23 protein-coding genes are annotated in these 26,626 nt (G+C 63.5%); 12 read left to right on the top strand and 11 right to left on the bottom strand.

What is annotated here, in order from left to right:
• Positions 1 to 7: 7 nt before the first annotated feature.
• Positions 8 to 886 carry an inositol monophosphatase family protein gene (locus RA302_RS13435; protein ID WP_021344118.1) on the bottom strand — a complete coding sequence of 293 codons (879 nt, stop codon included), beginning with the start codon at positions 884 to 886 and terminating at the stop codon, positions 8 to 10.
• A gap of 156 nt (positions 887 to 1,042) precedes the next feature.
• Here RA302_RS13435 and RA302_RS13430 point away from each other — a divergent pair, with 156 nt between their 5' ends.
• On the top strand, positions 1,043 to 1,810 hold the full coding sequence (locus RA302_RS13430) for an ROK family protein (RefSeq protein WP_007732834.1): 768 nt from the start codon (positions 1,043 to 1,045) through the stop codon (positions 1,808 to 1,810).
• A 178-nt stretch (positions 1,811 to 1,988) separates the two neighbouring features.
• Positions 1,989 to 3,347 carry an RNA polymerase sigma factor gene (locus tag RA302_RS13425; RefSeq protein WP_019748245.1) on the top strand — a complete coding sequence of 453 codons (1,359 nt, stop codon included), beginning with the start codon at positions 1,989 to 1,991 and terminating at the stop codon, positions 3,345 to 3,347.
• Between the two features lie 69 nt (positions 3,348 to 3,416).
• On the opposite strand, the gene RA302_RS13420 is transcribed toward RA302_RS13425, so the two are convergent.
• The 4 genes from RA302_RS13420 to RA302_RS13405 all read right to left on the bottom strand — a co-directional run bounded on the left by RA302_RS13420 (position 3,417) and on the right by RA302_RS13405 (position 6,374).
• Positions 3,417 to 4,226 carry a tyrosine-protein phosphatase gene (locus tag RA302_RS13420; protein ID WP_047888402.1) on the bottom strand — a complete coding sequence of 270 codons (810 nt, stop codon included), beginning with the start codon at positions 4,224 to 4,226 and terminating at the stop codon, positions 3,417 to 3,419.
• A 21-nt stretch (positions 4,227 to 4,247) separates the two neighbouring features.
• A complete protein-coding gene (locus RA302_RS13415) occupies positions 4,248 to 5,420 on the bottom strand; it encodes a cation:proton antiporter (RefSeq protein WP_003943778.1) in 1,173 nt (390 codons plus the stop codon).
• 7 nt (positions 5,421 to 5,427) lie between these two features.
• Positions 5,428 to 5,910 carry a cation:proton antiporter regulatory subunit gene (locus RA302_RS13410; RefSeq protein WP_021344116.1) on the bottom strand — a complete coding sequence of 161 codons (483 nt, stop codon included), beginning with the start codon at positions 5,908 to 5,910 and terminating at the stop codon, positions 5,428 to 5,430.
• Positions 5,911 to 5,996: 86 nt separating this feature from the next.
• The gene (locus tag RA302_RS13405; protein WP_243617225.1) at positions 5,997 to 6,374 is read right to left on the bottom strand and encodes a DUF952 domain-containing protein; all 378 of its coding nucleotides are present in this window, start codon (positions 6,372 to 6,374) and stop codon (positions 5,997 to 5,999) included.
• Positions 6,375 to 6,608: 234 nt separating this feature from the next.
• On the opposite strand from RA302_RS13405, the gene RA302_RS13400 reads away from it, so the two are divergent.
• Positions 6,609 to 6,800 carry a hypothetical protein gene (locus RA302_RS13400; protein WP_003942643.1) on the top strand — a complete coding sequence of 64 codons (192 nt, stop codon included), beginning with the start codon at positions 6,609 to 6,611 and terminating at the stop codon, positions 6,798 to 6,800.
• A gap of 133 nt (positions 6,801 to 6,933) precedes the next feature.
• Here RA302_RS13400 and RA302_RS13395 read toward each other — a convergent pair whose 3' ends face one another.
• A complete protein-coding gene (locus RA302_RS13395; protein ID WP_020907558.1) occupies positions 6,934 to 8,712 on the bottom strand; it encodes a DEAD/DEAH box helicase in 1,779 nt (592 codons plus the stop codon).
• Positions 8,713 to 8,968: 256 nt separating this feature from the next.
• Between RA302_RS13395 and RA302_RS13390 the strand changes: the two genes are divergently transcribed.
• Positions 8,969 to 10,216: a YihY/virulence factor BrkB family protein gene (locus RA302_RS13390; RefSeq protein ID WP_020907556.1), complete on the top strand. Its 1,248-nt coding sequence runs from the start codon at positions 8,969 to 8,971 to the stop codon at positions 10,214 to 10,216.
• Here the strand turns inward: RA302_RS13390 and RA302_RS13385 are convergent.
• Positions 10,189 to 10,425, bottom strand: coding sequence for a DUF3039 domain-containing protein (locus RA302_RS13385; protein ID WP_003942602.1), 237 nt, complete (start codon positions 10,423 to 10,425; stop codon positions 10,189 to 10,191). The genes RA302_RS13390 and RA302_RS13385 overlap by 28 nt on opposite strands.
• Positions 10,426 to 10,508: 83 nt before the next feature.
• Here RA302_RS13385 and RA302_RS13380 point away from each other — a divergent pair, with 83 nt between their 5' ends.
• The 3 genes from RA302_RS13380 to RA302_RS13370 all read left to right on the top strand — a co-directional run bounded on the left by RA302_RS13380 (position 10,509) and on the right by RA302_RS13370 (position 13,525).
• The gene (locus RA302_RS13380; protein ID WP_019748237.1) at positions 10,509 to 10,868 is read left to right on the top strand and encodes a DUF3099 domain-containing protein; all 360 of its coding nucleotides are present in this window, start codon (positions 10,509 to 10,511) and stop codon (positions 10,866 to 10,868) included.
• A gap of 26 nt (positions 10,869 to 10,894) precedes the next feature.
• A complete protein-coding gene (locus tag RA302_RS13375) occupies positions 10,895 to 12,394 on the top strand; it encodes a methyltransferase (RefSeq protein ID WP_243617224.1) in 1,500 nt (499 codons plus the stop codon).
• Positions 12,395 to 12,553: 159 nt separating this feature from the next.
• Positions 12,554 to 13,525: a sigma-70 family RNA polymerase sigma factor gene (locus RA302_RS13370; protein ID WP_003942639.1), complete on the top strand. Its 972-nt coding sequence runs from the start codon at positions 12,554 to 12,556 to the stop codon at positions 13,523 to 13,525.
• A 142-nt stretch (positions 13,526 to 13,667) separates the two neighbouring features.
• Here RA302_RS13370 and RA302_RS13365 read toward each other — a convergent pair whose 3' ends face one another.
• Together RA302_RS13365 and RA302_RS13360 are read right to left on the bottom strand one after the other, a co-directional pair.
• Positions 13,668 to 16,373, bottom strand: coding sequence for a bifunctional GNAT family N-acetyltransferase/acetate--CoA ligase family protein (locus tag RA302_RS13365; protein WP_060938493.1), 2,706 nt, complete (start codon positions 16,371 to 16,373; stop codon positions 13,668 to 13,670).
• A complete protein-coding gene (locus tag RA302_RS13360; RefSeq protein ID WP_019748234.1) occupies positions 16,366 to 17,637 on the bottom strand; it encodes an acetoin utilization protein AcuC in 1,272 nt (423 codons plus the stop codon). Before RA302_RS13360 ends, RA302_RS13365 begins: the two co-directional genes overlap by 8 nt.
• Before the next feature lie 176 nt (positions 17,638 to 17,813).
• Here RA302_RS13360 and RA302_RS13355 point away from each other — a divergent pair, with 176 nt between their 5' ends.
• Entirely contained in the window at positions 17,814 to 18,500 is a 687-nt protein-coding gene (locus RA302_RS13355; protein WP_003942150.1) for a metal-dependent transcriptional regulator, read from the top strand.
• 8 nt (positions 18,501 to 18,508) lie between these two features.
• Positions 18,509 to 19,498, top strand: a complete 990-nt coding sequence (galE, locus tag RA302_RS13350) for a UDP-glucose 4-epimerase GalE (protein ID WP_029255256.1) — start codon at positions 18,509 to 18,511, stop codon at positions 19,496 to 19,498.
• Here the strand turns inward: galE and RA302_RS13345 are convergent.
• Together RA302_RS13345 and RA302_RS13340 are read right to left on the bottom strand one after the other, a co-directional pair.
• On the bottom strand, positions 19,495 to 20,625 hold the full coding sequence (locus RA302_RS13345) for a DUF4192 domain-containing protein (RefSeq protein ID WP_243617223.1): 1,131 nt from the start codon (positions 20,623 to 20,625) through the stop codon (positions 19,495 to 19,497). The genes galE and RA302_RS13345 overlap by 4 nt on opposite strands.
• Before the next feature lie 155 nt (positions 20,626 to 20,780).
• Complete coding sequence (locus RA302_RS13340; protein ID WP_041814972.1) at positions 20,781 to 21,536, bottom strand: sensor domain-containing protein; 756 nt, start codon at positions 21,534 to 21,536, stop codon at positions 20,781 to 20,783.
• 361 nt (positions 21,537 to 21,897) lie between these two features.
• Here RA302_RS13340 and RA302_RS13335 point away from each other — a divergent pair, with 361 nt between their 5' ends.
• The 3 genes from RA302_RS13335 to RA302_RS13325 all read left to right on the top strand — a co-directional run bounded on the left by RA302_RS13335 (position 21,898) and on the right by RA302_RS13325 (position 26,607).
• Positions 21,898 to 22,857, top strand: coding sequence for a PAC2 family protein (locus tag RA302_RS13335; protein WP_003942198.1), 960 nt, complete (start codon positions 21,898 to 21,900; stop codon positions 22,855 to 22,857).
• A gap of 181 nt (positions 22,858 to 23,038) precedes the next feature.
• Positions 23,039 to 24,076, top strand: a complete 1,038-nt coding sequence (locus tag RA302_RS13330) for an alpha/beta hydrolase (RefSeq protein WP_019748230.1) — start codon at positions 23,039 to 23,041, stop codon at positions 24,074 to 24,076.
• Between the two features lie 26 nt (positions 24,077 to 24,102).
• Positions 24,103 to 26,607 (top strand): DEAD/DEAH box helicase, encoded by a 2,505-nt coding sequence (locus tag RA302_RS13325; protein WP_020907550.1) that lies wholly within the window; start codon positions 24,103 to 24,105, stop codon positions 26,605 to 26,607.
• Positions 26,608 to 26,626 lie beyond the last annotated feature (19 nt).

The following is a 26,626-nucleotide window of genomic DNA, read 5'->3' as shown; positions in this document are numbered from 1 at the left end:
TTCGGCCTCAGCTCGGAATCGGCTGATCTGCGCCGATCGAACTGAGCATGTGCGCGAACTGCTCGGCGATCGCCGGAGCCACCGCATAGACGACATCGCCGTCGGCCGACGTGGAATTGGGCGCCGGGACGTTGATCACGGCGCCCGCTTCGGAAGCGATCAGGGAGCCCGCGGCCCAGTCCCACGGACTCAGCCCGTGCTCGAAGTGAGCGTCGACCCGGCCGGTGGCAACCATGCACAGATCCAAAGCAGCCGAACCTATGCGTCGGATGTCGCGAACCTGCGGCAGGATCTGCCCGATCAAGGTGCCCTGCACCTTTCGGCGATCCGCTCCGTAGCCGAAACCGGTGGCCAACAGAGCCATTGACAGTTCGGTCACCTCATTGGCGTGCAGTTCGCTGACGACGCCGTCGGCCGTGGCCATGGTTGCGCCGCCGCCCCGGTGCGCGGAATACGTTGTTTCCAGCGACACGTCGACGACAGCCCCGGCCACTGAGATCCCGTCGATCTGTACGGCCACCGAAATGGCGAACGCGGGGATTCCGTAGAGAAAATTCACCGTGCCGTCGATGGGATCGACAACCCATCGAACTCCCGCGGAATCGTCGGTGTCTCCGCCACCTTCCTCACCCAAGATCGAATCTGCAGGGCGCAATTGCGCCAGAAGGTCGCGAATCACCTGTTCGGTTTCGGTATCGACCACCGTGACGGGATCGGTCGGCGTGCTCTTCGCAGCAACCGAACCACCCTCGGAGGCACCGGAACCCACCAGGCCGAATACCTCGGGCCGACGCACGCGGACGTGTTCGGCTGCGCGTTCGGCGACGGCTACGGCAACTGCCCGCAATTGTGCGGGGTCCAGAGAATCGGCGGAAAAGTCGGGCAACGTTCTTTCTGAAGGGCGCACCGGACCATCGCAACACATCTCTACCGAGGGGCACCACTCGAACGCCTGGAGTCGCACGCGCCCGAGTCCTTGTTCGGGTTAGTGTTTGCAACGGTAGATCGTGACCTCGAATTCGACACTCAGGAGCGCAGGACGATGACAACCACAGGTTTCGGGATCGACGTCGGCGGCAGCGGCGTCAAGGGCGGCACGATCGACCTGAGCACCGGGGAAATGATCGGTGACCGCATCAAGATCCTGACCCCGCAGCCGTCCACTCCCGATGCGATCGCGGGCACTGTGGCCGAGATCGTCGAGCAAGCAAAGTGGACCGGGCCGGTCGGCATCACGTTGCCCGCTGTCGTGACCGGCGGCGTCGCGCGCAGCGCCGCGAACATCGACAAGTCCTGGATCGACACCGACGCGGCCGCGCTCTTCGGCAAGGCCCTGGGCGGGCGCGAAGTCACCGTCCTCAACGACGCCGACGCCGCCGGAATTGCCGAGGACTCGTTCGGCGCGGGCAAGGACACCTCCGGCGTCGTGATCCTCTTGACCTTCGGCACCGGAATCGGATCTGCCGTGTTGCACAACGGAGTTCTGTTGCCCAACACCGAGTTCGGCCACCTCGAGGTCGACGGCAAGGAAGCCGAGCATCGAGCGGCGTCGTCGGTGAAGGAAAAAAAGGACTGGAGCTACAAGGAGTGGGCGGTCGAGGTCTCCCGAGTTCTGACCACCTTCGAGAACCTGCTGTGGCCTGATCTCTTCATCGCCGGAGGCGGAATCAGCCGCAAGCACGAGAAGTGGATTCCGCACCTGACCAACCGCACGAAGGTCGTCCCCGCCACCCTCCTCAACACCGCTGGAATCGCCGGAGCTGCGCTCGCGTCGGTCGGACTGACCAGGCCGGCCCCCGTCGCCGGATGAGAAAACCTGCACGTGAAAAGCGGAAAATCTACCTGTTACGGCCCGCCGTGACGTAAGAGTTTCCTGAGAGTCGTTACAATGGTGAAGTCCGGCTGCGCGCCGGCCAACAACCATTGACCTCTCCGCCGGATCACCACTCTGGCGTGACGCCGCACGACACCGTCACGAAAGGGCGTACGTGGCAGCCACCGATACACGTCAGACTGCTGATTCTCCATCAGAGTCAGAGCCACAATCTCCAGCCGTGGAGGCGGCCACCGTCACCGCTCCGGCAGCCAAGAAGGCTCCGGCGAAAAAGGCTCCCGCCAAGAAGGCAGCAGCAAAGAAGGCTCCGGCCAAGAAAGCTCCGGCCAAGAAGGCAGCAGCTAAGAAGGCCAGCCCCAAGAAGGCCGGCGATCCTGATGCCGAAGACGGCGATGTCGAGTTGGAAGACATCGACATCACGGACGGCGACCTTGCCGAGGTCGAGTCCGATGTCGTCGAGGTCGTAGCAGTCGGCGAAGACGAAGAGACCGCTGCAGAGCCGTCCGAGAAGGACAAGGCTTCCGGCGACTTCGTCTGGGACGAGGAAGAGTCCGAGGCTCTCCGCCAGGCACGCAAGGACGCCGAACTGACGGCGTCCGCCGACTCGGTTCGCGCTTACCTCAAGCAGATCGGCAAGGTCGCACTCCTCAACGCCGAAGAGGAAGTCGAACTGGCCAAGCGCATCGAGGCCGGCCTCTACGCCGTGCAGATCATGCAGGATCTTGCTGACAAGGGCGAGAAGTTGCCTGCAGCTCAGCGACGCGACATGAGCTGGATCTGCCGCGACGGCAACCGCGCCAAGAACCACCTCCTCGAGGCCAACCTTCGCCTGGTCGTCTCGCTGGCCAAGCGCTACACGGGCCGCGGCATGGCGTTCCTGGACCTCATCCAGGAAGGCAACCTCGGTCTGATCCGTGCAGTCGAGAAGTTCGACTACACCAAGGGTTACAAGTTCTCGACCTACGCCACGTGGTGGATCCGTCAGGCCATCACCCGTGCAATGGCCGACCAGGCTCGCACCATCCGCATCCCGGTGCACATGGTCGAGGTCATCAACAAGCTCGGCCGTATCCAGCGTGAGCTGCTCCAGGACCTGGGCCGTGAGCCCACGCCGGAAGAGCTTGCCAAGGAAATGGACATCACGCCGGAGAAGGTGCTGGAAATCCAGCAGTACGCGCGTGAGCCGATCTCTCTCGACCAGACCATCGGCGACGAGGGCGACAGCCAACTCGGTGACTTCATCGAGGACTCCGAAGCTGTTGTCGCAGTCGACGCCGTCTCGTTCACTTTGCTGCAGGATCAGCTGCAGTCGGTACTCGAGACGCTGTCCGAGCGCGAAGCCGGCGTGGTTCGCCTGCGCTTCGGCCTCACCGACGGCCAGCCGAGGACTTTAGACGAAATCGGACAGGTCTACGGCGTCACGCGTGAGCGTATCCGTCAGATCGAATCGAAGACGATGTCGAAGCTGCGCCACCCGTCGCGTTCGCAGGTTCTGCGCGACTACCTCGACTAGTCACACCAGCTATACGAAGAAGAGCCGCTCTCCGGATTTCCGGAGAGCGGCTCTTCTTCGTTTGCCGCCTCAGGCCAAGAGTGTGTCCCGGAGTTGTGCGATGTCCCCGTCGCTCAACTGCAGGCCGTCCCGGACGTAGTTGTCGAAGTTGCCGTACACCCGATCCACCGTGGCGAAAGACGTGTCCAGCCACGACTGTTCGACGCCGTCGATGAACGCACTCCCGGTGCGAGGTCCGGTGAGGTACTGGTTGCTGAGCATGTAGTCGGCGTTCACGTCGGCGCGGCTCACGCCGAGGAGGGTCAGAAGAACCGCAGTCATCCAGCCGGTACGGTCCTTGCCCGCCGAGCAGTGGTAGAGGACTGCACCCTCGGTGTTCGCGACGTTCACCAGAGCATCGTGGAATGCGCGGCTCGCCCCCGGATCGGTCGCCATCAACGCGTACATCGTGGGCATGTCCACCAGAGCCGGGAGGTTGGCGGGGTTGGTTCCGATGACGTCGAACCAGTTGGTTCGTGCCCCGTTCGGAATGCGGTCCTGCGAGAGCGTCCGTTCGACGACCGTGCGGAAGTCGTCCACCGATTCCACTCCGCGTTCGCTCAACGACGCGAGATCCGACGGCGTCAGCTTGTCGAGGGCATTCGAGCGAAACACCTTCCCCCACCGAACGGTCCGCCCCTCCTCGGTGACGTAACCGCCGATGTCACGCGCGTTCGACGCACCCTCGAGATGCAGCGATCGGTCTGCGGCAACCTGCGCAGCTGCAGGTCCGGCTTGTTCGAGCGCGGGTATTCCCCCGGCGAGCGCCGGCACCGGACCGCACGAGAGGATCACCGCGCACAGGACTGTCGCGGCGGGACGGGCGATTCTGTTCGACATCCGGACAGAATAGGGCCGCAATCAGGACTTCGTACGAACCTTGATGTACAACGAGGCAACCGGTTCGATAACTCTTGCCGCCACTGGACCGATGACCGCCATCAGGAGCACGTAAGCCGTTGCCAATGCCGCCAGTTCGGCGTCGACCGCACCCGCGGACACCGCCAGCCCGGCGATGATGATGGAGAACTCACCGCGGGCGATCAGGGCGGCACCGGCGCGCGCTTGACCCATTCGCGCGACACCCTGACGTCTGGCCGCCCAGGCGCCGGTGATCAGCTTCGTGATCGCGGTGACGACGGCCAGGATCGCAGCCCACCCGAGGACGGGCGGAATGGAACTGGGATCGGTGTTGAGACCGAAGACCACGAAGAACATTGCAGCGAACAGATCTCGAAGGGGCTCGAGCACGCGACTGGCATTGTGCGCCGTCGACCCCGAGATCGCGATCCCGAGGAGGAACGCGCCCACAGCCGCCGACACCTGCATCGCCGAACTGATGCCGGCAACCAACAGTGCGGCACCGAGCAGCTTGAGCAGGAGCGTCTCGCTGTCGGGACTGTCCAGGAGCGCGGAGACGTACCGCCCGTATCGCAGGGCCACAACAAGAACCACGGTGATGACCAACAACGAGATCCCGACCGCTTCGAGCCCGCCCATGAAGCTGACGCCCGCAAGCATCGCGGTCAGAATCGGCAGATACAGCGCCATCGCCAGGTCTTCGAACACCAGAATCGACAGCACGACCGGTGTTTCGCGGTTACCGAGGCGCCCTAGGTCGCTGAGCACCTTGGCGATGATTCCCGAAGACGAGATGTAGGTGACGCCGGCCATGACCGTCGCCCCCACGACGCCCCAGCCGAGAATCAAGCCGACCACCGCGCCGGGAGTCGCGTTGAGGACGATGTCGACGATGCCCGCTACGCGTGAGCGTTTGAGACCGGTCACGAGCTCGGCCGCGGTGTATTCGAGCCCCAACAGCAACAAGAGCAGGACGATCCCGATCTCACTTGCCAGATGGGAGAACTCGCCGATGTCTCCGAGTTGGATGAAACCGCCCTGTCCGAAGCACAGGCCGCCGATCAGGTAGAACGGGATCGGCGACATCCCCACGCGAGCAGCGAGTCGTCCGAGCAGTCCGAGCGCGAAGAAGACCGCGCCGAGTTCGATCAGTGCGAGGGTGGTTGTGTCCACGCGCCAGTCAGCCGTTGGCCAAGATTTTTGCCGCTGCGGCCAAACCGTCCGGCGTTCCGACTGCTACGAGAAGATCTCCCCCGGTGAAGGTGAAGTCGGGGTTCGGGGACGGGCTGACCTGTCCGGCACGCATGACGGCGACGATGGAGACTCCGGTACGCGTGCGCATGCCGGTGTCCCCGAGGGTCTGCCCGTCGTAGCGCGAACCGTCCTTGATGTAGAGCTGTTTGGTTCGAATGCCCGGAAGGTCACGGTGCTCTTCTTCGAGCTGCGCAACGAGCTGTGGGGCACCCAGGAGATTGCTGAGCGCTGCCGCTTCCTCGGTGGTCAGAGGCAGCGAGGCAGCACACGCGTCAGGGTCGTCTGCCTTGGACACGATGAGGTCGGTATGACCGTCCCGATGGGTGACGACACCCACGCGACGACCGGAAGACAGAACAAAATCCTTGCGCGTCCCGATCCCCGGTAGTGGGGTGACTTCTACGTTCATATACCAACGGTAGCGCCGATCGGCGACCTGCATCGCGTGAGGGCCACAATCCGCCGGGAGCACTTCGCGGCGAGCGAACCGGCGACCTACCGAACCGGCGAAAACACGCCGTTCTCGTCCGGAAGATACTCGACGACAGCGGTGACGGCTGCGACCGGAATCGGGGCGTACAGATGCGGGAATCGCATCGATTCCGGGTCAGAAGGGACGCCCGGTTCGTACTTGACCTGACCACCGAGCAGGGCCGGATCGATGGCGAGAAGGACTATGTCGTCGCGGCCGGCGAAGATCCGATTCGCCGGGAGATGAACTTGCGCCGGAGTCGACATGTGAACAAATCCCTCCGCCTCGAATCCGTCGGGGATACGTTCGCCGTGCTGTTGTGCCCGCGCCCATTCCTCGCGCGTGCATATGTGGAGCAACTCGACGCTCTCGTCGACAAGGGGTTCGCGTCCCGGGTTCATCCGCCCAGAATATCGGGCTGAGGTCGGCGATTCGAATCAGCTGTCAGCGAACAATCTTCACCCGAGAATGCCTGCCCAGCGCATTTCCAGTGAGACACAACACTAAGAAACGCCTTCGGGAACAACCCGTAAACCCCAAACGTCTGTAAGAGTGGATCTACCGCGCCATTCCGACGCGGCGGACCAGGCCCCAGGCACGCGGCCCGAATGCCGCAAAGCCAGTACGGAGGAGTCATGCCCGGAACACTGACCAGCCCACAGTTGACCGCTGCCGACCGGTGCGACCGGTGCGGTGCCGGAGCACGCGTACGCGCCGTGCTTCCCACCGGCGGCGAGCTTCTCTTCTGCGGACACCACGCAACCGAACACGCGGATCGACTTCGCGAGATGAATGCCGTCGTCTCCGAAAGCGAACCCGCAATCTGACCTGTCAGCCGGGGGTGGCCTCTTCACGAGGCGCGCCATGAACGCCAGAACGGGCGATCACATTCACTGTGATCGCCCGTTCTGCCGTTCCGGGGCCGCAAGCACGCGAAGCGTGCGGGATCGGTATCGGCTGCTACCAGCTGCGTAGGATCGCGATGCGCTCGGTCAGCTGATCGACAGTCGCGATGGCCGTCGGCGGGCCTCCGCACACTCGGCGAAGTTCCGCGTGAATGATGCCGTGTGGTTTGCCGGTGCGGTGAACGTTCATCGCCACCAACCCGTTCAGCTCCTTGCGGAGCGCTCCGAGCTGATCTGCCGTGGCCGCTCGATCGGATACCACTGCCGCCGTGGGTTGCGGTGCGGCGGCCTTGGCCGAGTTGGCCTCGACCTGTGTCTGCTGGCGTTGACGCAGCAATGCCCGCATCTGATCGGCGTCGAGTAGGCCTGGCAGACCGAGGTAGTCGGCTTCCTCGTCACTTCCGGCGAATGTCGCGGTACCGAAGGACGATCCGTCGTAGATCACCTGGTCGAGTTCGGCATCGGCGCCCAGGGACGTGAACGCCTTCTCCTCCTCGCCCAGCTCGTCCTTCTGCTTGTTCGCATCGGCGAGCAGGTCGTCTTCGAGGCCGTCCTTCTCACGATGCGGCTTGCCGAGTACGTGGTCACGCTGAGCCTCGAGCTGTGCAGCAAGGTCGAGAAGCACCGGCACCGACGGCAGGAAGACGCTGGCAGTTTCGCCCTTACGACGCGAACGCACGAAGCGCCCGATCGCCTGAGCGAAGTACAGCGGGGTCGACGCGCTGGTCGCGTACACACCGACCGCCAGACGGGGAACGTCGACGCCCTCGGACACCATGCGCACCGCGACCATCCATTTCTGGTCGCTCGCACCGAATTCGGCGATTCGCTTGGACGCGGTGGGGTCGTCGGACAGCACGACGGCCGGCTGTTCGCCGGTGATCGCTGTCAACGCCTTCGCGTACTCGCGGGCCACCGTCTGGTCCGTCGCGATGACAAGTCCACCGGCATCGGGCATACCCGTACTGCGCAGCTGCGCCAAACGGGTGTCTGCTGCTTGCAGCACGGCAGGAATCCAGTCGCCGGCAGGGTCCAAGGCCGTACGCCATGCCCGAGTCGTCTGCTCGGCGCTCAGCGGCTCGCCGAGCCGAGCGGTGAATTCCTCGCCGGCGTTGTTTCGCCACCGTGCCTCGCCCGAGTAGGCGAGAAACACGACGGGGCGAACCACGCCGTCCTTGAGGGCATCCGAATATCCGTAGGAGTGATCGGCTTTCGAGCGGAGCAGACCTTCCTTGTCCGGCTCGTACTCGACAAAAGGAATGGCACTGTCGTCACTGCGGAACGGAGTTCCGGTCAGTGCGAGACGCCTGGTCGCGTCGCCGAACGCCTCACGAATGGCGTCGCCCCAGCTCTTGGCGTCGCCGCCGTGGTGGATCTCGTCGAGGATGACCAGCGTCTTGCGGCCCTCGGTGCGCACACGGTGCTTCGACGGGTGCGAGGCAACCTGGGCGTAGGTCAGCACGACGCCGTGATAGTCACTCGAGGTCTGGCCGGTCGAGTTGGAGAACCGCGAGTCCAATGCCAGGCCGGATCGCTGAGCGGACTCCGCCCACTGGTGCTTGAGGTGCTCGGTCGGCGCCACGACGGTTATCTGGTCGACCGTCCGGTCACGGAGCAATTCCGAAGCTACCCGCAGAGCGAAGGTGGTCTTACCTGCTCCCGGCGTTGCGACCGCCAGGAAGTCACGCGGACTGCTGGAAAGGTACTTGGTCAGTGCACGGCGCTGCCATGCACGAAGGGAACCGGTAGGGGCGCCAGGTTGGGTTCCCGCGGATTGAGCTCCGGCGGGTTCGGGCGAATTGCCGAACTCGGCTGCCACGGTCTCAGACGTCATAGGCCGCGCCTCCACTGGAATCGCACTGTTGTCTCGCGCTCCTCGAATTTTCATCAATGTCCGGCGACGAGCCTAGCCGCCGCCACCGACGAAAGCCGCACTCGAAGCGCGTACTCATGGCCGTTCTCACTCCGGCCGGCGAGGTTTCGCTGCTCTCGCATCCTGCCGACCTGCACGCGAATTGTCTCAGAAATGTGCGACACGTCGGCGCCATGGTTGGGCAACCGGGTGTGTCGTCAGGGATGCTGGAGACATCATGAGTGAAGCGCGAGGCGAGAAGTCGAGCGGAAGTGATCTGCACCACCGCAGATGGCATCCGCTACGCCGCACCGGGCAGTTGATCGGTCGCACACTGAGCAAGGCCTGGGACGATTCCATCTTCGGAAAGGCGGCTACGGCCGCGTTCTGGCAAACGCTGTCACTGGCTCCCCTGCTTCTGGGCCTTCTCGGAATGATCGGCTACATCGGTGGGTGGTTCGGACCCAACACCGTCGAGATCATCGAATCCAAGATCGTCACGTTCAGCGGAACGATCTTCAGCGAAAGCGTCGTCGACCAGATCATCCGCCCGACGGTGACGGACGTCCTTCAGCGCGGACGACCGGAGATCATCTCGGTGGGCTTCCTGCTCTCCCTGTGGGCGGGATCATCGGCGATCAGTACGTTCGTCGACTCGATCGTGGAAGCACACGGTCAGCAGGATGCACGCAATCCCATCTGGCAGCGCATCTTCGCCCTGCTGCTCTACGTGATGTTCCTGGTGATGGCTGTGTTCATCCTGCCGCTGGTAGCTCTCGGGCCGACGCTCGTCGGGCGAGCACTGCCGGCCTCCTGGTACGTGGTCGGATCGAATCTGGTCGACACGTTCTACTACCCCGCTGTCGGTCTACTGGTGATCATCGGCCTCACGACGCTCTACAAAGTCGCTCTACCGAAGTCGCTGCCGTGGCATCGGCTGCTCGCGGGCGCGCTGGTCGCCGGTGTGTTCTTCATGGCCGCCAGTACCGGATTGCGCTGGTACCTGGGATTTGTCACCAGCACCGGCTACACGTACGGCGCACTGGCAACGCCGATCGCATTTCTGCTCTTCACGTTCTTCCTCGGTTTCGCCGTCGTCCTCGGCGCCGAGTTCAACGCGACGGTTCAGGAGTTCTGGCCGGCTCGTGCCACTCGGATGGAGCAGATGCGAGAGTGGCTTGCGGCTCAGAACACCGACGACGAGACCGGTCCGGTCACCAACCTGACCTGGCACCTGGCCACCAGCCCGATCCGCATCTCGGGCGACAAAGCGGATCCGGCCACGGTCCCCTCGTACGGGCGGCCCCGCAGCAGACAAACAGAGTCGCGCCAGAACTCGTGCGCCGACCAAGATCCCTGCGATGAACCGCAGGCAGACGCGAAGAGCCCGGCGGCCGACTGCGTCGAGGCTGTCGATCCGCCGAGCTCCGGAAGTACTCCCGCTCGCGTGACCCGAGGTCAGTCGCCCTTGCGGAGCCCTTCGTAAATCTTCTTGCAGTCCGGGCACACCGGTGATCCCGGCTTGGCGGACTTCGTCACGGGAAACACCTCGCCGCACAGCGCGACGACATGGGTTCCCATGACGGCGCTCTCGGCGATCTTGTTCTTCTTCACGTAGTGGAAGAACTTCGGGGTGTCGTCGTCGGTCGTTTCGTCGGTGGAGACGTCGGGACGTTCCTTGGTTTGAGTGCTCACCCCTCCAATAATGCCGTCTCCGTCACAGCGGTGCGACCCACGGGTCGTGTGCAATTGTCGGCCGAGAGTGGAACAGTGGAGTCATGGCACGAAATGGCGCGTTCGGCAGGTCCGACGAGGCCGGGACTCCCGATAATCCCGTACTGATCACCGAAGCGCAGAAGTCCGTCGAAGAACAGCACAAAGCCCGAGTGCGCAAGTACATGATCATCATGTCCTTCCGGTTCCCGGCGTTGATCCTCGCGGCGATCGCGTACGGCATCTGGGCCAACGCCTGGATCTCGATGCTCATCATCGGCGCATCCATTCCGCTTCCCTGGATCGCCGTCCTGATCGCCAACGACCGACCACCGCGCACCAAGGACGAACCGAGCCGATACGACGGACGAAAGAAGACCGCAGGCGAGATCGAATCCGCGACGCACCACACCATCGAAGGCTGACAAGTTCCGCCTGCGAGAATGACGGGGTGAGAAGCGAAACGCTCCTGTCCATCACCCCTGCGCTGCGTGAGGCCCTGCTTCGCAATCGATTCGACACGGGAACCATGCTCGAGGCATTGGGTCCCGAAGTTCACGCCGCTCTCGGCCGAAGTGAGCCGGTACCCGTGCGCCGCGCCACCCGAGAACTCGGGGACCTGGGCGTTCTCATCAGACTGTTCCTTCTCGCCGATGATTGCCCAGCAGGCGACGTCGCCGCGGCGTTGACTCCGCTGACAATTGCGCAGTGCGTCGACGCCGGCCTGCTCGAAGGTGAAAACTTCGACAGTGAGAATCCGCTCGTGCGGGCCGCGGTCGATCTTCGCCCCATCGACGTCGGCGACGGCGACCGTTGGGTGATCTCGGATCTCGACGGCGGAATCCGTCCCAAGAAGGCCATGGCCGATCACGTGCTGGGAGTCGGACATGCGTCACTGTCCTTGCTGCAGGCCACGCCCACCGCGAAGGTCGGCAGCGTGCTCGACCTCGGTACGGGATGCGGCATCCAAGCCCTGCACGCGAACACATACGCGGATTCGGTCACCGCAACCGACATCAATCAACGCGCCGTCGACCTCACGGCCGCAACCATGGCGCTCAACGGACTGGACGTCGAACTGCTTCAGGGGTCCTGGTTCGAACCCGTCGAGGGTCGAACCTTCGACCAGGTGGTCGCCAATCCCCCGTTTGTCGTCGGCGAGGCACGCGTCCATCACACGTACCGCGATTCCGGCCTCGATCTCGACGGTGCGAGCGAATTGATGATCTCGCGCTCGATCGACTATCTGAACCCCGGCGGCACGGCAGCACTGTTGGCCTCGTGGGTGCACATCGAAGGACAGGACTGGCGTTCGCGGATCGCGTCGTGGCTGCCGGCGCACGGCGTCGACGCCTGGGTGGTGCAGCGCGACGTGGCGGACCCAGCTCTGTACGTCGGCACGTGGCTCAAGGACGGCGGGCAGGATCCGCGAGATCCGGAATCGGCATCGAGAGCAAACGCCTGGCTGGATCACCTCGAAGAAGCCGATGTCGAGGGCGTCGGCTTCGGTTTCGTGTTCCTTCGCCGCACCGACTCCCCCACCGACCTGATGGCCGAGGACCTCATGCACGGCTTCTCGGACCCGCTCGGGGCCGAGGCGCTCGCTTACTTCGACCGTCTTACCTGGTTGCGTGAACACGACGTCCTCGAGGAACGATTCGTCCTCGATCCGGACACGGCTCTCGAACGCGTCTACCTCCCCGGCGACGAGGGATGGCAGCAAGTGGTCACGCGTGTGCACCGCGGCAACGGACCGCACTGGCAGCACGAGATCGACGAGCTCGGTGCTGCGCTGCTGGCCGGGCTCCGAGCGGACGGACTGGTGGTCGACGAACTGGTCGAACTTCTCGCCGCGGCGAACGGCGAAGACCCGGACCAGCTACGTGAGGCCGTCGTCACATTGCTGGTCTCGCTTGTCCGGCACGGGTTGGTGCTTCCCGTCACGAACTGAGTTCCCGGTGAGTTGCAGATTTTTGTGTTCTCAGCAACTTCTCAGGACGACTGGGAAATAACTGCAGGTCACGGCGTTTTAGCGGAAATCGGCGCGGGAACTTTCCCGGAACTCTCACACGTTGAACTGTGTGAGAGACCGCCGATAGGGAGGCAAGTCATGACAAGCCCCAGCACCACTACTCGCATTCGTCCGAGCGCCGCAGATCTGGACGCCCAGAGCCCGGCCGCAGACCTGGTCCGCGTCTACCTGAACGGGATCGGTCGTACTGCACTGCTGACAGCAGCAGACGAGGTCGAACTGGCGAAGCGAATCGAAGCGGGGCTGTACGCCAGCCACGTCCTTGCCACGGGAAAGCGCCTGACAGTCGCCAAGAAGCGGGATCTCGCAACGATCGTTCGCGAGGGACAGTCGGCGCGTAGCCACCTCCTGGAAGCGAACCTGCGACTCGTCGTGTCGCTGGCCAAGCGCTACACCGGCCGCGGAATGCCGCTCCTCGATCTCATTCAAGAAGGCAACCTCGGACTCATCCGTGCCATGGAGAAGTTCGACTACGCCAAGGGCTTCAAGTTCTCGACGTACGCCACCTGGTGGATCCGTCAGGCGATCACCCGCGGAATGGCTGATCAGAGCCGCACCATCCGGCTCCCAGTCCACCTCGTGGAGCAGGTCAACAAGCTCGCCCGCATCAAGCGTGAACTGCACCAGCAGCTCGGGCGCGAAGCGACGGACGACGAGTTGGCCGAAGAGTCGGGCATCCCGGCGCACAAGATCGCGGACCTGCTCGACCACAGTCGCGACCCGGTAAGCCTGGACATGCCCGTCGGTAACGACGAAGAAGCACCCTTGGGCGACTTCATCGAAGATTCCGAGGCGACTTCGGCGGAGAACGCCGTCATCGCCGGTCTGCTGCACAGCGATGTGCGCAGCGTGCTCGGGACGCTCGACGAGCGCGAGCAGCAGGTCATCCGACTTCGCTACGGTCTCGACGACGGCCAGCCTCGCACACTCGATCAGATCGGCAAGCTCTTCGGCCTCTCGCGTGAGCGGGTTCGTCAGATCGAGCGTGAGGTCATGGGCAAGCTCCGCGTCGGCGATCGCGCCGAGAAACTGCGTTCCTACGCGAGCTGATCAAACAACACAGCACGTGCGTCAGCGCGCCACACCACTCGCGCTGACGCACCGCACAAAGCACCGGCCACCGCTTATTCCCTCCCCCTCGGGAATGTGCGATGGCCGGTGTTGTTCGTTGTACCTACCGCAGACGCTGTATCTACCGCAGACGCCTGGGCCCCAGGTCGATTGCACTCGGCTCGGGCCCGATGCGTACTCGCGAATCGGTGATCTCCGCGCCGGTAGCCGAAGCAAGTACCGGCTCACAGGCCAGTTCGCGGACTTCGGGAATGTCGTCGGCCAGCGCCGAGATCCGCTGGACCAGATCGACCAAGGCACCCTTGTTGACCGGAACGGCATTTCGATATCCGGAGAGCAGCGGTGCTGCCTTGGGTGCGTCGATCAACTCCGTAGCAGCGTCTTCCGTGAGCGGCAGTACGCGATAGGCACGGTCCCCGAGGAGATCGGAGATCACACCGGCGAGACCGAACGAGATCAGCGAACCGAACGACGGGTCGTCTTGGACACCAACCACACACCCGATGCCCTTGGTTGCCATTTTCTGCACGTGCAGCAGCGGTTCACCCGACGCGGCCGCAAGATCTCGGTAAGCGAGGCGCACCGATTCCGGTCCACTCAGATCCAGCCTGACGCCGCCCAGATCCGGTCGGTGTCGCCACATTTCGCCGGTTGCCTTGACCGCGACCGGGTAGCCGACAGCATCCGCTGCCTCTACAGCTTCGTCTTCGCTCAGGACCGAACGGAATTCGACGACTGCAACCCCGTAGCACTCGAGAAGAGCTGCTGCTTCGACGTCCGAAAGCCAACGGCCAGGCGAGTTTTCAAGCCAGGCGGCCACCATCTTCTGGGCTCGTTCGGAGTCGATTCCCGCGGGGCGAACAACCTTCGACGCAGGCTTGCTGCGCCACTCCGCGTAACGCCAGGCCCTCGCCAACGCCAGTGCGGCGCGCTCCGGCCCTGGGTAGGACGGCACCGAACCGCGGGTCGGGTTTCCGACTTCGTCGCGGACCGCCAGGACGTCCGGCACACCCTCGGCTGCGAGGAACGTCGTGAGAATCGGCTTGTCCGAGCCGGCGACGGCGTCTTTGAGCGCTTTCGCGAACGGCTCGACCGGAATGGCAACCGGAGGAACGAAGACGGCGATGACGGCATCGACGTCGAACGACGCCAACGCGTCGCGCACGGCAGCGGCGAACAATTCCGGACTCGCCTGGGCGCCAAGGTCGACCGGGTCGCTGACCTGCAAACCTTCACTGCGGGCGGCGTCCGCGGCAAGGACACCGAGCGCGGTCGAGTTGCCGATGACAGCAAGCCGCGGACCCGCCGGCAACGGCTGGTATCCGAAGAGCAAGGCACAGTCGAACAATTGTGAAATGGAGCCGACCTGGATGACGCCCGCCTGTTCGAAGAGGGCGCGGACGATCGAATCGTCGATCTCGACTCCGGTGGCGGCGAGAACCGGCGGAACCGCGTGCCGACCGCTCTTGACCGCGACGATCGGCTTCTTCCGCGCAACTCGGCGGGCGATCCGGGAGAACTTTCGCGGGTTGCCGAAGCTCTCCAGGTAGAGAAGGACCACTTCGGTGGACTGGTCGGAATCCCAGTACTGCAGAAGGTCGTTGCCCGAGACGTCCGCACGGTTGCCGGCAGAAACGAAGGCGGACAACCCGATTCGGCTGCGCGCGGCTTCGTCGAGAATGGCGATACCGAGCGCGCCGGACTGACAGAAGAAACCCACGTTGCCTGCCACCGGCAAGACCGGCGCGAGAGTCGCATTCAACGAGATCGCGGGGTCGTTGTTCGCGACACCCAGCGCATTCGGACCGATGAGGCGCATTCCGTGAGCGCGTGCTGCATGGACCAGTTTGCGTTCGGACGAGCGTCCGTCCGGACCGCTCTCACTGAAGCCCGACGAGACCACCACCAGCGCTTTGACGCCCTTGTCGAGGCAGTCGTCGAGTACCGAATTGATCGATTCCGCAGGTACAGCCACGACGGCGAGATCGACGTCGTCAGGAATGTCACGAACAGTTGGGTACGCCCGCACCCCGTGAACCGAACGATGCTCCGCGTTGACGGGGTAGACCGGTCCGGTGAATCCGCCGCGCAGCAGGTTGGTCAACACCGCGTTACCCACCTTGGCGGGGTCCGCTGATGCGCCGATCACTGCCACCGATCGTGGACTCAGCACGTTTCCCATGCTGCGGGCCTCAGCTGCCCGCTCACGCGAATTACGCACTGAAACAAGCGCTTCCGTCGGGTCGATCGCGAATTCGAGTCGCAGCACGCCACCGTCGAACGAGCGGCTCACCTGATACCCCGCCTCACGGAACACCGTCACCATGTTGCGGTTCTCGGACAGGACCTCGGCGACGAACATCGTCAGGCCGTTCTCGGCCGCTGCTGCTGCCAGGTATTCGAGCAGGATCGGGCCGAGGCCGCGCCCCTGGTGTGCGTCGGCGACGACGAAGGCGACCTCGGCAGACTTTCCGTCACCGACGTCGAGGAGTCGCTCGTAGCGACCCACCGCGATGATCTCGTCGCCGAGCATCATCACGAAGGCGACGCGGTTGTGGTGGTCGACCGTCGTGAAATTCTTCACGTCGCGCGCCGACATCGTGGGGTACGGGCCGAAGTAGCGCAGGTACCGGGTCCGCTCGGAGAGTTTGCCGTGGAATTCGACGAGCTTGTCCGCGTCCTCGGGAACGATGGGTCGCAACGCCACCGCGCCGCCGTCGGAGGCGAGAACATCGACTACCCACGAATGGGGATAGGTGTGAGCGGGGTCGGTGTTCGGCGCCTGGTCGCTCGCGCCGCCGGCATCGGTATCGGACTGTTCAGTCACGGGGATCCTCCGGGTCGAGTCCGAGTAGCGGGAACGAAGCGCGGCGTGTGGCGATGATCGCCGAGTCGATTCGGGTGAGTGCACGATCTACCGAGGCGACACCTGTCTCCGGTGTACCACCCGGGCCGTCCCACGGGGTGTATGCGACATCTCCGCCGTCGCCCATGGTCGGCGGGAGGTCGACGCTCGGCGCTCGCAGCTTCGTCGATTCCTTCCACTCGTCAGGCACAGCTGTGTCGACGTCGACCTCGCGATCGAGCGCGGCAGCGATCAGGTGAGTCCATGCCCTCGGCACGACGCGAACCAGTCCGTATCCGCCGCCGCCGACTGCCAGCCACCGGCCCTCGGAGTAGCGGTCGGCAAGATCGCGCATTGCCAGGAACGCTGCTCGCTGGCCGTCGACGGTCAGAGCGAGGTCCGCGAGCGGGTCCTCGCGGTGCGAGTCGACTCCGCACTGGCTGATGATGATCTGCGGGCGGAAGGCTGCAATGGCTCCCGGGACGACGGCGTGAAATGCGCGCAGCCACAACGCGTCGACGGTCCCGGGAAGCACCGGGATGTTCACTGCAGTGCCTTCAGCGGCCCCGTCGCCGACCTCGCTCGACCATCCGGTGTTCGGCCACAAGGTTGCCGGGTGCTGATGCAGCGAGACCGTGAGCACCCGGGGGTCCCCGAGGAACGCATGTTGCACTCCGTCGCCGTGATGAGCGTCGACGTCGATGTAGGCGATGCGGTCGTAGCCGTTGTCGAGCAGCCACGAAATCGCCACAGCCGCATCGTTGTAGACGCAGAATCCCGAAGCCCAATCCGCCATCGCGTGGTGCATGCCGCCGCCGATGCTGACCGCGCGTCGCGTACGTCCCGAAGCGATTTCCTGCGCTGCGGCCAGCGAGCCGCCGGCGAGGATCGCACTTGCTTCGTGCATGTGCGGGAAGACCGGGTTGTCCTCGGTACCGAGCCCGTGGGGAACATCCTGGCCGCTCACACCGTTGTTCGCAGAGTTACCCGCGTCTTTGACCGCTGCAAGATATGCCGGTGTGTGGATTCTGAGGAGGTCGGCATCGGACGCGGCGCTCGGTTCGAGAAATTCGATGCCCTCGAGAAGTCCGAGGCTTCGCGAGAGTGCCATCGTGAGATCGAGGCGAGTGGGATTCATCGGGTGATCGGCGCTCCACCGATAGCTCAGGTACTCCGGACTCCACACCACGACTCGATTCGCTCGAGACGCCGCGGGGTCCCCGTCAGATCTGATCGACGCGGTCATGGGATCACGCTACTTCCTTCTCGTTTCGTGCCGCACACCACACTCGCGGCCCGCTTCGGAGACCGAGATCGAGTGACACGAATCCAATTCGGACACGCGCTGGACTCGCCGCAGTGGAGGCGGCACCGGAACCACGAACTGAACGGTAGAATGATCAACTGACGAAGGGGTTGAGTGTGAAGGATCTAGTCGACACCACGGAGATGTATCTCCGGACGATCTACGACTTGGAAGAAGAGGGCGTAGTCCCACTCCGGGCGCGGATCGCCGAACGGCTCGAACAGAGCGGACCCACCGTCAGCCAGACAGTTGCGCGTATGGAGCGCGACGGCTTGCTGATGGTCGCCGGCGATCGACATCTGGAACTCACCGACAAGGGTCGCGATCTCGCGATCTCTGTCATGCGTAAGCACCGGTTGGCAGAGCGCCTACTGGTGGACGTCATCGGTCTCAAATGGGAAGACGTACATGCCGAGGCATGCCGTTGGGAGCACGTGATGAGCGAGGAGGTCGAGCGTCGACTCGTCGTCGTTCTGAACAACCCCACGACGTCGCCATACGGCAACCCGATTCCGGGCTTGGACCAGTTGGGACTCGACGGCCCGGTTGCCACCACCGAAACGTTGGTGCGCCTGACCGATATTCCGCACGGCGCACAGACAGCTGTGGTCGTTCGGCGACTCGCCGAGCACGTGCAGTCCGATCCCGAGGTGATCGCGCAGCTGCGTGACGCCGGCGTCGTTCCCGACGCCAGGGTGACGGTCGAAACCCGTCCGGGCTCGGTGACCATCATCGTGCCGGGTCACAGCGGGTTCGACCTGTCCGAGGAAATGGCTCACGCCGTTCAGGTCAAGCAGGTCTGAGGAACTAGATGAAACTCCTGGTCACCGGCGGCGCCGGTTACGTCGGCAGTGTGTGCAGCACTGTGTTGCTCGAGCGTGGACACGAAGTTGTCGTCATCGACGACCTCTCCACCGGAAATGCCGACGCGGTGCCTGCCGGTGCCGAGTTCATCGAAGGGGATGTGGGGGCGCTGGCCGCCGACATCCTCGGCAGTGCGGGTTCACCGGTTTTCGACGGCGTACTTCACTTCGCTGCGCAGTCGCTGGTCGGCGAATCCGTGCTGCACCCCGAAAAGTACTGGCGCGGAAACGTCGTCACGACCATCGAACTGCTCGAGGCGATTCGTGTCTCCGGCACTCCCCGGCTCGTGTTCTCTTCCACCGCCGCGACGTACGGCGAGCCGGAGCAGTCCCCCATCGTGGAAACCGCTCCGACCCGCCCTACGAATCCGTACGGCGCGACCAAGCTCGCGATCGATCATGCGATCACCTCGTACTCGATCGCCCACGGCCTCGGCGCTACCAGCTTGCGCTACTTCAACGTCGCGGGTGCGTACAAGTCCGCCGGCGAGAACCGGGTGATCGAAACCCACCTGATTCCGCTCGTCCTTCAGGTCGCACTCGAGCAGCGAGACAAGATCTCGGTATTCGGAACCGACTGGCCCACGCCGGACGGCACCGCGGTACGCGACTACATACACGTGCTTGACCTCGCCGAAGCGCATCTGCTGGCGCTCGAATCCTCGGTTCCCGGCGAGCACCGCATCTACAACCTCGGAAGTGGTGCCGGCTTCAGCGTGCGCGAGGTGATCGCTGCCTGTGCGCGGGTCACCGGCCTGCCGATCAACGTCGAAGACGCGTCACGACGGCTGGGTGATCCGGCCGTACTGATCGCATCGAGCGACAAGGCGATTGCCGAGTTGGGTTGGACGCCCACGCGTACCGATCTCGACGTCATAGTCGCCGATGCATGGCAGTTCCTCCAGGATCTGGGCGACCGCTCACACGCTGCTCGCTAGCTTCCACTCGGCAGCGCCGGCGGCAAGCCGGCAATTCCGAGCGATTCGCCGATGGACAATCCGACGGCCGCAAGGTCACGGATCCCATCGGGGTGCACACCGGATTGGAGCGATAAATCCAGCAATCCGGCCAAGGTATGTTCCGAATCGGCCGACAGTGCGGCCGACAGCGCAACACCTGCCAGGGGCCCGTCGCCGCGCACGTATGCAAAGAACCCGAGAAGTGTTGCCGGCCAAGCTCGTTCGGGAGACGGTACTTCATGGGTAAGTACGAGCCACAATTGTTCGGCATGTGCGGCAACCGACGTGATCGCCAGACCCAACACCACGTCGCGCACGTGAACGTCCGTCAAAGCGACCACCAGATCGGCGCATTCCTGCGGGTCAGGGTAGTAAGTGCCCGCCTCCACACGGCGGACATGTTCCAACACCAGATCGACCCGGCGCTGAACTGCTGCATCACGGCCTGATCCTCCGCTGCACTCACTCGATTCTCGGCGGCTCGCGATCAGTCGGGCAATCGCGTCGTGATTGCGAGCGGCACCCTGTACCCACCGGACCAGTTCCTCACGCGAACGGCGAATGACCCTCCCGCCCAACACCTGCGCCGCCGCGACCGACGAAGATGCCGGGTCTGGCAGGGTGCCGCAGTGAATCGAACGCGTGACGCTCGTCCACGGCTGGTCAGATTCTATTGCGGCCGTGCACAATACGTCAGCCAGCTCGACGCAGGTTCCGCCGAGCATGTCTTCGAATACCTCGGCCAGTTCGATGGTTTCGTCGATGAGAGTTTCAGCTGTCGAGCAATTGGTGATCACCACGAGAACGACCGCACGCGCTCCTTCCCCGTCACACACGGCGGCGAACTGGCGCAGCGCCGCGCTCATCTGCCTCGCAGGCTTTCCTTTGACGCTTGGAAAGTAGTCGTGTCGCATTACCGGGCCGAGCGTCGAGGCGGAAGCGCCCATCAGAGACAGCGCAACGACGGAGTTGGACGGATGGAATCCCAGGAGGGCGGGTATTGCCGCGATCAATTCGCCTGGATCGGAAACACGTTCAACGCGTCCGAAAAGGGCCAGGTCGTCGTCGGAGAATTCGAATTCTCCTGGAAGAGGTGATGTGGTCATGCACAGACCCTCGCCGATCGCCCCGATGCCGCCATCCGCTCGACCAGGGAAAACAGCGACGTCGAATTCGTCTGTGGATTATCGAGTCAGTTGGGGACGAATTATCGCGCCGCACCGAAAAGGTCCGCTCTGTGTCGGACCCGTGTGCTGCGAAATCACTTGCCTGCTTTGACCTTCTGTACGGCTGCGGTGAACGCTTGATCCAGAGGTGCCGTCGAGGGCGTCGCAGAACCGAACGTCATCAGTGTTGTTGCTACCCGTACGTCGCCGACCTGCGCGATCAATGTCAGCATCGTCTGATCGCCGGCTGCGGCTTTGGGGGACACGACGGTGCGGCGAAGTGACATCGTCTTGTCGGCATCGATCGGCGACGGCGGAAGAATTTCCGTCGTCACTGTAGTGGTGACGCCGTTCGCAGTGACAGTCATGGACGGGCACTGGCGAGTTTGCGCTTCCAACTCGTCCAGTGGTGCGTCGACCTTCGTGAGTTCGACCGAAATCGTTGCCCTCGTCGCATTGTCGGTCCCGACCGCCATCACGGTCCCGTTCGGACCGTAATCCTGTTCCGGTGGCTCACATTCGGATGGATCGACGGTGGCACCGCGTGGGACGCCGACTAGATCCGGCGCTGCCATCGGAACGGCCTGCGGGGGCAGCACAACGGCGCCGAAGGGCTCGGGAAATTCCTCGGGAGTCAGCAGCAGTTCGGACAACGGTGCCGCCGTTTTCGGAGAGGTGGATTTCGGCGTCGAGGATTTGGGTGCAGCCGTCGTACTCGGTGCCGCTGAGCCGCTGTCGGTCGCACCGGCAGTCGCCGGCGCGGAGTCCGGAACGGGTGCACCTTGGACCGACCCGGAGCAGCCCGCGAGTAGTGCAACGGCGGCCACCGCAGCAAGGGAGCATGCGGCCACTCGCCTGGACGATCGTGGACACACCCGCATGTAAGCCTCCGCACTCGACCTCGACCGATCCCGACAATCGACCAATGCATTTCGGACAAATCGGCCGTGCCGACCTTGTCTTCCACTCTGCCATGTCCGAAGCCGCGCACCCGACATCTAGCGAACGCCCAGGCCAAGTGTCGAAAGATACCGCTCGGCTTCGCTCTCGGCGAACGTCCGTCTCGTCGGATCGGGAATGATCGGTCACCGACTCGGTGTTCTTACCGATGAACGTCTGATCCAGTGCTGTCGGGCACCTGACTCCGATGCTGTCGAGCGTGCGCCGATAGTGGACACTTGAGATCAAGACCGAAGAGCGAAGGGGACTGCGATGGACGAACAGTCGAGGATGTACGAGCTGGAATTTCCGGCGCCCCAGTTGGCGGCTGCCGACGGCCAGGGACCGATCCTGATTCACGGACTCGAGGGTTACTCCGACGCCGGTCACGCCGTGAAGTTGGCGACGACGCATCTGCGCGAAAGCCTGGAAACCGAGCTTGTCGCGTCGTTTGCTGTCGACGAGCTGATCGACTACCGCTCACGTCGACCAACGATGACGTTCAAGGCCGATCATTTCTCCGATTACGACGCTCCGGCGCTCAATCTGTACGCACTGCGCGATACGGCCGGCACGCCGTTCCTGCTGCTCGCAGGGATGGAACCGGACCTCAAGTGGGAGCGGTTCACCACAGCCGTTCGTCTGTTGTCCGAACAGCTGGGAGTGCGTCGAACCATCGGGCTCAACGCGATTCCGATGGCAATCCCGCACACCCGACCGCTGGGTGTGACAGCACATTCGACCAACAAGGACCTGATCCAGGACCATCAGCGTTGGTCAGGTGAACTGCAGGTTCCCGGCAGCGCATCGTCACTCCTCGAGCTTCGTATGTCTCAGCACGGGCACGAGGCGATGGGCTTTTCGGTGCATGTCCCCCACTACCTCGCGCAAACGGACTACCCGGGCGCCGCAGAGACTTTGCTCGAAAACGTTTCCGAGGTTTCGGATCTGGAATTGCCCTTGGTTGCACTGGGTGAGGCCGCGGCGCGCGTTCGGGAACAGGTTAACGAGCACATAGCCGGGAACGAAGAAGTTCAGACTGTAGTCCACGCTTTGGAGCGTCAATACGACACTTTTGTCGCCGCTCAGGAACAACAGTCGTCCCTTCTGGCCGGCGAGGCCGACCTTCCCAGCGGTGACGAGATCGGCGCAGAGTTCGAAAAGTTCCTGGCCGAACAGGCAGGAAATGACGACTTCGGCTCAGCTGGAGACCTCGATCGAGGCGACAACTGACGAAAATGTGACGGGCGGGGCGCATAATTCGACATTGTGCGCATTCCGCAACCCCTCCGTTACCTGGGCTGTTGTTCAGGACACATCCGTCGGATAGCCTCAAACTCTGTGTGATTTTCGTTGACGGCTCAACAACTGGAGCAGACAGTCAACGTGGTCACACGCCGAGCCAGGAGGCGACATGAGCAGACCACGGAACCGTCAGCTCCGACCGGTCCCCGACGAGGAACCGCGGATGATGTTCCGGACGATTCACGGCTACCGACGCGCATTTCGGATAGCCGGCGAGGGTCCGGCAGTACTGCTCCTGCACGGAATCGGCGACAACTCGTCGACGTGGACCGAGATCATTCCCCACCTCGCCAAGAAGTACACCGTCATCGCACCTGACCTGTTGGGTCACGGCCGCTCCGACAAGCCGCGCGCAGATTACTCGGTAGCCGCGTATGCCAACGGCATGCGTGATCTTCTGTCGACGCTCGGCATCGAGCACGTCACCGTCATCGGGCATTCGCTCGGCGGCGGCGTCGCGATGCAGTTCTCGTATCAGTTCCCTCACATGGTCGATCGCCTCGTGCTGGTCTCAGCCGGTGGCGTCACCAAGGACGTCCACCCGCTGCTGCGGCTCATGTCCGTTCCTGTGGTCAACGAGGTCGTCAAACTGCTCCGGATACCTGGCGCGATGCCGCTCGTCCGGATGGCCGGAAACCTTGCCGGTGTCGTCCACGGTTCGAATCTGCGCCCCGGCACCATGCTGCACGACACGCCAGACCTGATTCGAGTGCTCGCTGATCTCCCCGACCCCACTGCCTACGAGGCTTACCTTCGTACGCTGCGGGCAGTCGTGGACTGGCGCGGACAGGTCGTCACGATGCTCGACCGCTGTTATCTGACCGAGAATCTGCCGGTTCAACTGATCTGGGGCGACGACGACTCCGTCATTCCCGTCTCCCACGCTCACCTCGCGCACGCGGCGATGCCGAACTCACGTCTCGAAATCTTCCGCGGCTCGGGCCACTTCCCGTTCCGCGACGATCCGATGCGTTTCCTGCAGATCGTCGAAGATTTTCTTTCCAGCACCGCACCACTCGTCTTCGACGAGGCCCGCTGGCGTCACATGCTGATCTCCGGCGTCGGCGAGAACACCATCACCGGAACGTCGTCCACCCGCATGGCAGTGCTCGACGCCATGGGCTCGGACGAGCGAAGCGCAACCTGATCCGCGGTTGCGGCTAGCCTGTACGAGTGCTGCTGACGGAACTTCTCCCCGACAACGCGGATCCTGATTCCGTTTTCGACGCCTTCTCTTCGTGGACCCTCGAACGAGGTTTGACGCTCTATCCTGCCCAGGAAGAGGCCGTCATGGAGTTGGTCTCGGGTGCAAACGTGATCCTTGCGACGCCGACCGGGTCCGGCAAATCGATGGTAGCGATCGGCGCGCATTTCTATGCGATGTCGCTCGGCAAGCGCACCTACTACACAGCGCCGATCAAGGCCTTGGTGAGCGAGAAGTTCTTTGCGCTGTGTGAGGTCTTCGGTGCCGAGAACGTCGGCATGATGACCGGCGACGCCGCCGTGAACTCGTCGGCGCCGATCATTTGTGCGACGGCAGAGATCGTCGCGAATCTCGCACTGCGAGAGGGCCCGAACTCCGATATCGGCCAGGTCGTGATGGACGAGTTCCATTTCTACTCCGAACCCGATCGAGGTTGGGCGTGGCAGGTTCCGCTCATAGAGTTGCCGCACGCGCAGTTCCTCTTGATGTCGGCAACTCTCGGTGAGGTCGACTTCTTCTCCGAGGATCTGACGCGTCGCACCGGGAAGCCGACCACCGTCGTCTCCGGCACGGAACGCCCTGTGCCTTTGATGTTCTCGTACGCGACCACGCCGGTCGGCGAAACCATCGAAGATCTGGTGACCACCAACCAGTCCCCCGTCTACATCGTGCATTTCACGCAGGCGGCCGCGCTCGAGCGCGCCCAGGCACTGACGAGCGTCAACTTCTGTTCCAAGGCAGAGAAGGAAGCGATCGCCGAAGCGCTGGGCGGTTTCCGCTTCACCACGGGGTTCGGAAAGACACTCTCGCGCCTGGTCCGGCACGGCATCGGCGTTCACCATGCTGGCATGTTGCCCAAGTACCGACGGCTCATCGAAGTTCTCGCGCAGGACGGACTTCTCAAGGTGATCTGCGGTACCGACACTCTGGGCGTCGGAATCAACGTCCCGATCCGCACAGTGCTGCTGACCGGTCTCGCCAAGTACGACGGCGTCCGCACACGGCATCTGAAGGCCCGCGAGTTCCATCAGATCGCCGGCCGCGCGGGTCGTGCAGGCTACGACACGATGGGCACCGTTGTCGTCCAGGCACCGGAACACGAAGTGGAGAATCTGCGGGCAGTCGCCAAGGCCGGCGACGATCCGAAGAAGATCAAGAAGATTCAACGCAAGAAGGCTCCCGAGGGGTTTGTGTCCTGGAGCGAAGCGACGTTCGACCGCTTGGTCGCGGCATCGCCCGAACCGTTGGTATCGCGATTCTCGGTCAGCAACTCGATGCTGCTCAATGTCATTGCCCGCCCGGGCAACTGCTTCGACGCGATGCGGCATCTGTTGGAGGACAACCACGAATCGCGTCCGGCGCAACGTAAGCACATCCTCAAAGCGATCTCGCTGTATCGCGGATTGCTCAGCGCCGGCATCGTGGAACGCCTCGACGAACCCGACGAGTACGGCCGCATGGCTCGGTTGACGATGGACCTGCAACGCGACTTCGCCTTGAACCAGCCACTCTCACCGTTCGCCTTGGCGGCATTCGAACTTCTCGACGTCGAATCCGACAGTTACGCACTCGATGTCGTCTCGATCATCGAGTCGACGCTCGACGATCCGCGTCAGGTTCTGATGGCGCAGCAGCACTTCGCACGCGGCGAAGCGGTGGCGCAGATGAAGGCGGACGGCATCGAGTACGAGGAGCGCATGGAGCTTCTCGAAGAGGTCACCTGGCCGAAACCGTTGTCGGACTTGCTGTTCCCGGCTTTCGAAATGTACCGGGGTGGCCACCCGTGGATCACCGAGTTCGCCCTCTCCCCCAAGTCCGTGGTGCGCGACATGATCGAACGCGCCATGACCTTTGCCGAATTGATCAGCCATTACGGACTTACCCGGTCCGAGGGCCTCGTCCTGCGCTACCTCGCCGACGCCTACCGCGCGCTGAGGCAAACCGTCCCGACCGAAGCGCGCACCGAGGAACTCGAAGACATCATCGAGTGGTTGGGCGAGCTGATCCGTCAGGTCGACTCGAGCCTGCTCGACGAGTGGGAGTCACTCACCGACCCCGGAGCCGAGGCAGACACGGAAGAGGTTGCGTTCGGCGCCGACATTCCCCGTCCCATCTCGGCGAACCCGCGCGCATTCCGCGTCATGGTGCGCAATGCGATGTTCCGACGCATCGATCTCGCGTCGCGTCGACAGTGGAACGAGCTGGAAAACCTCGAGGACGGTATCGAGGCCGCCGAGTGGGAAGAGCAACTACTGCCGTACTTCGAGGAGTACGCAACCATCGGAACCGGGCCGTCGGCGCGCGGTCCGGCGCTCTTCCAGGTCACTGAGGACGGAGAGTTCTGGCGGGTGCGGCAGGTGCTCGAGGATCCGGAGGGCGATCACGGATGGGCGCTGCTTGCCGTCGTCGACATCCCGGAATCGGATGCCGCGGGTGAAATCGTGTTCGACGAACTGAGCGTCGTAGAAGGCTAGCGCCTGTGCGCCTTTCCGG

The organism is Rhodococcus sp. DN22 (assembly GCF_036669995.1).
GTDB lineage: Bacteria > Actinomycetota > Actinomycetes > Mycobacteriales > Mycobacteriaceae > Rhodococcus_F > Rhodococcus_F erythropolis.
This window is presented reverse-complemented; position numbering and strand designations above follow the sequence as displayed.

What these genes read in the sequence shown, in the direction of transcription:
- galE (WP_029255256.1), top strand. Translation starts at nt 18,509, where the DNA reads ATGAAACTCCTGGTCACCGGCGGCGCCGGTTACGTCGGCAGTGTGTGC.
- RA302_RS13360 (WP_019748234.1), bottom strand. Translation starts at nt 17,637, where the DNA reads ATGACCGCGTCGATCAGATCTGACGGGGACCCCGCGGCGTCTCGAGCG.
- RA302_RS13390 (WP_020907556.1), top strand. Translation starts at nt 8,969, where the DNA reads ATGAGTGAAGCGCGAGGCGAGAAGTCGAGCGGAAGTGATCTGCACCAC.
- RA302_RS13345 (WP_243617223.1), bottom strand. Translation starts at nt 20,625, where the DNA reads ATGACCACATCACCTCTTCCAGGAGAATTCGAATTCTCCGACGACGAC.
- RA302_RS13400 (WP_003942643.1), top strand. Translation starts at nt 6,609, where the DNA reads ATGCCCGGAACACTGACCAGCCCACAGTTGACCGCTGCCGACCGGTGC.
- RA302_RS13335 (WP_003942198.1), top strand. Translation starts at nt 21,898, where the DNA reads ATGGACGAACAGTCGAGGATGTACGAGCTGGAATTTCCGGCGCCCCAG.
- RA302_RS13430 (WP_007732834.1), top strand. Translation starts at nt 1,043, where the DNA reads ATGACAACCACAGGTTTCGGGATCGACGTCGGCGGCAGCGGCGTCAAG.
- RA302_RS13370 (WP_003942639.1), top strand. Translation starts at nt 12,554, where the DNA reads ATGACAAGCCCCAGCACCACTACTCGCATTCGTCCGAGCGCCGCAGAT.
- RA302_RS13420 (WP_047888402.1), bottom strand. Translation starts at nt 4,226, where the DNA reads ATGTCGAACAGAATCGCCCGTCCCGCCGCGACAGTCCTGTGCGCGGTG.
- RA302_RS13395 (WP_020907558.1), bottom strand. Translation starts at nt 8,712, where the DNA reads ATGACGTCTGAGACCGTGGCAGCCGAGTTCGGCAATTCGCCCGAACCC.
- RA302_RS13405 (WP_243617225.1), bottom strand. Translation starts at nt 6,374, where the DNA reads ATGAACCCGGGACGCGAACCCCTTGTCGACGAGAGCGTCGAGTTGCTC.
- RA302_RS13330 (WP_019748230.1), top strand. Translation starts at nt 23,039, where the DNA reads ATGAGCAGACCACGGAACCGTCAGCTCCGACCGGTCCCCGACGAGGAA.
- RA302_RS13410 (WP_021344116.1), bottom strand. Translation starts at nt 5,910, where the DNA reads ATGAACGTAGAAGTCACCCCACTACCGGGGATCGGGACGCGCAAGGAT.
- RA302_RS13380 (WP_019748237.1), top strand. Translation starts at nt 10,509, where the DNA reads ATGGCACGAAATGGCGCGTTCGGCAGGTCCGACGAGGCCGGGACTCCC.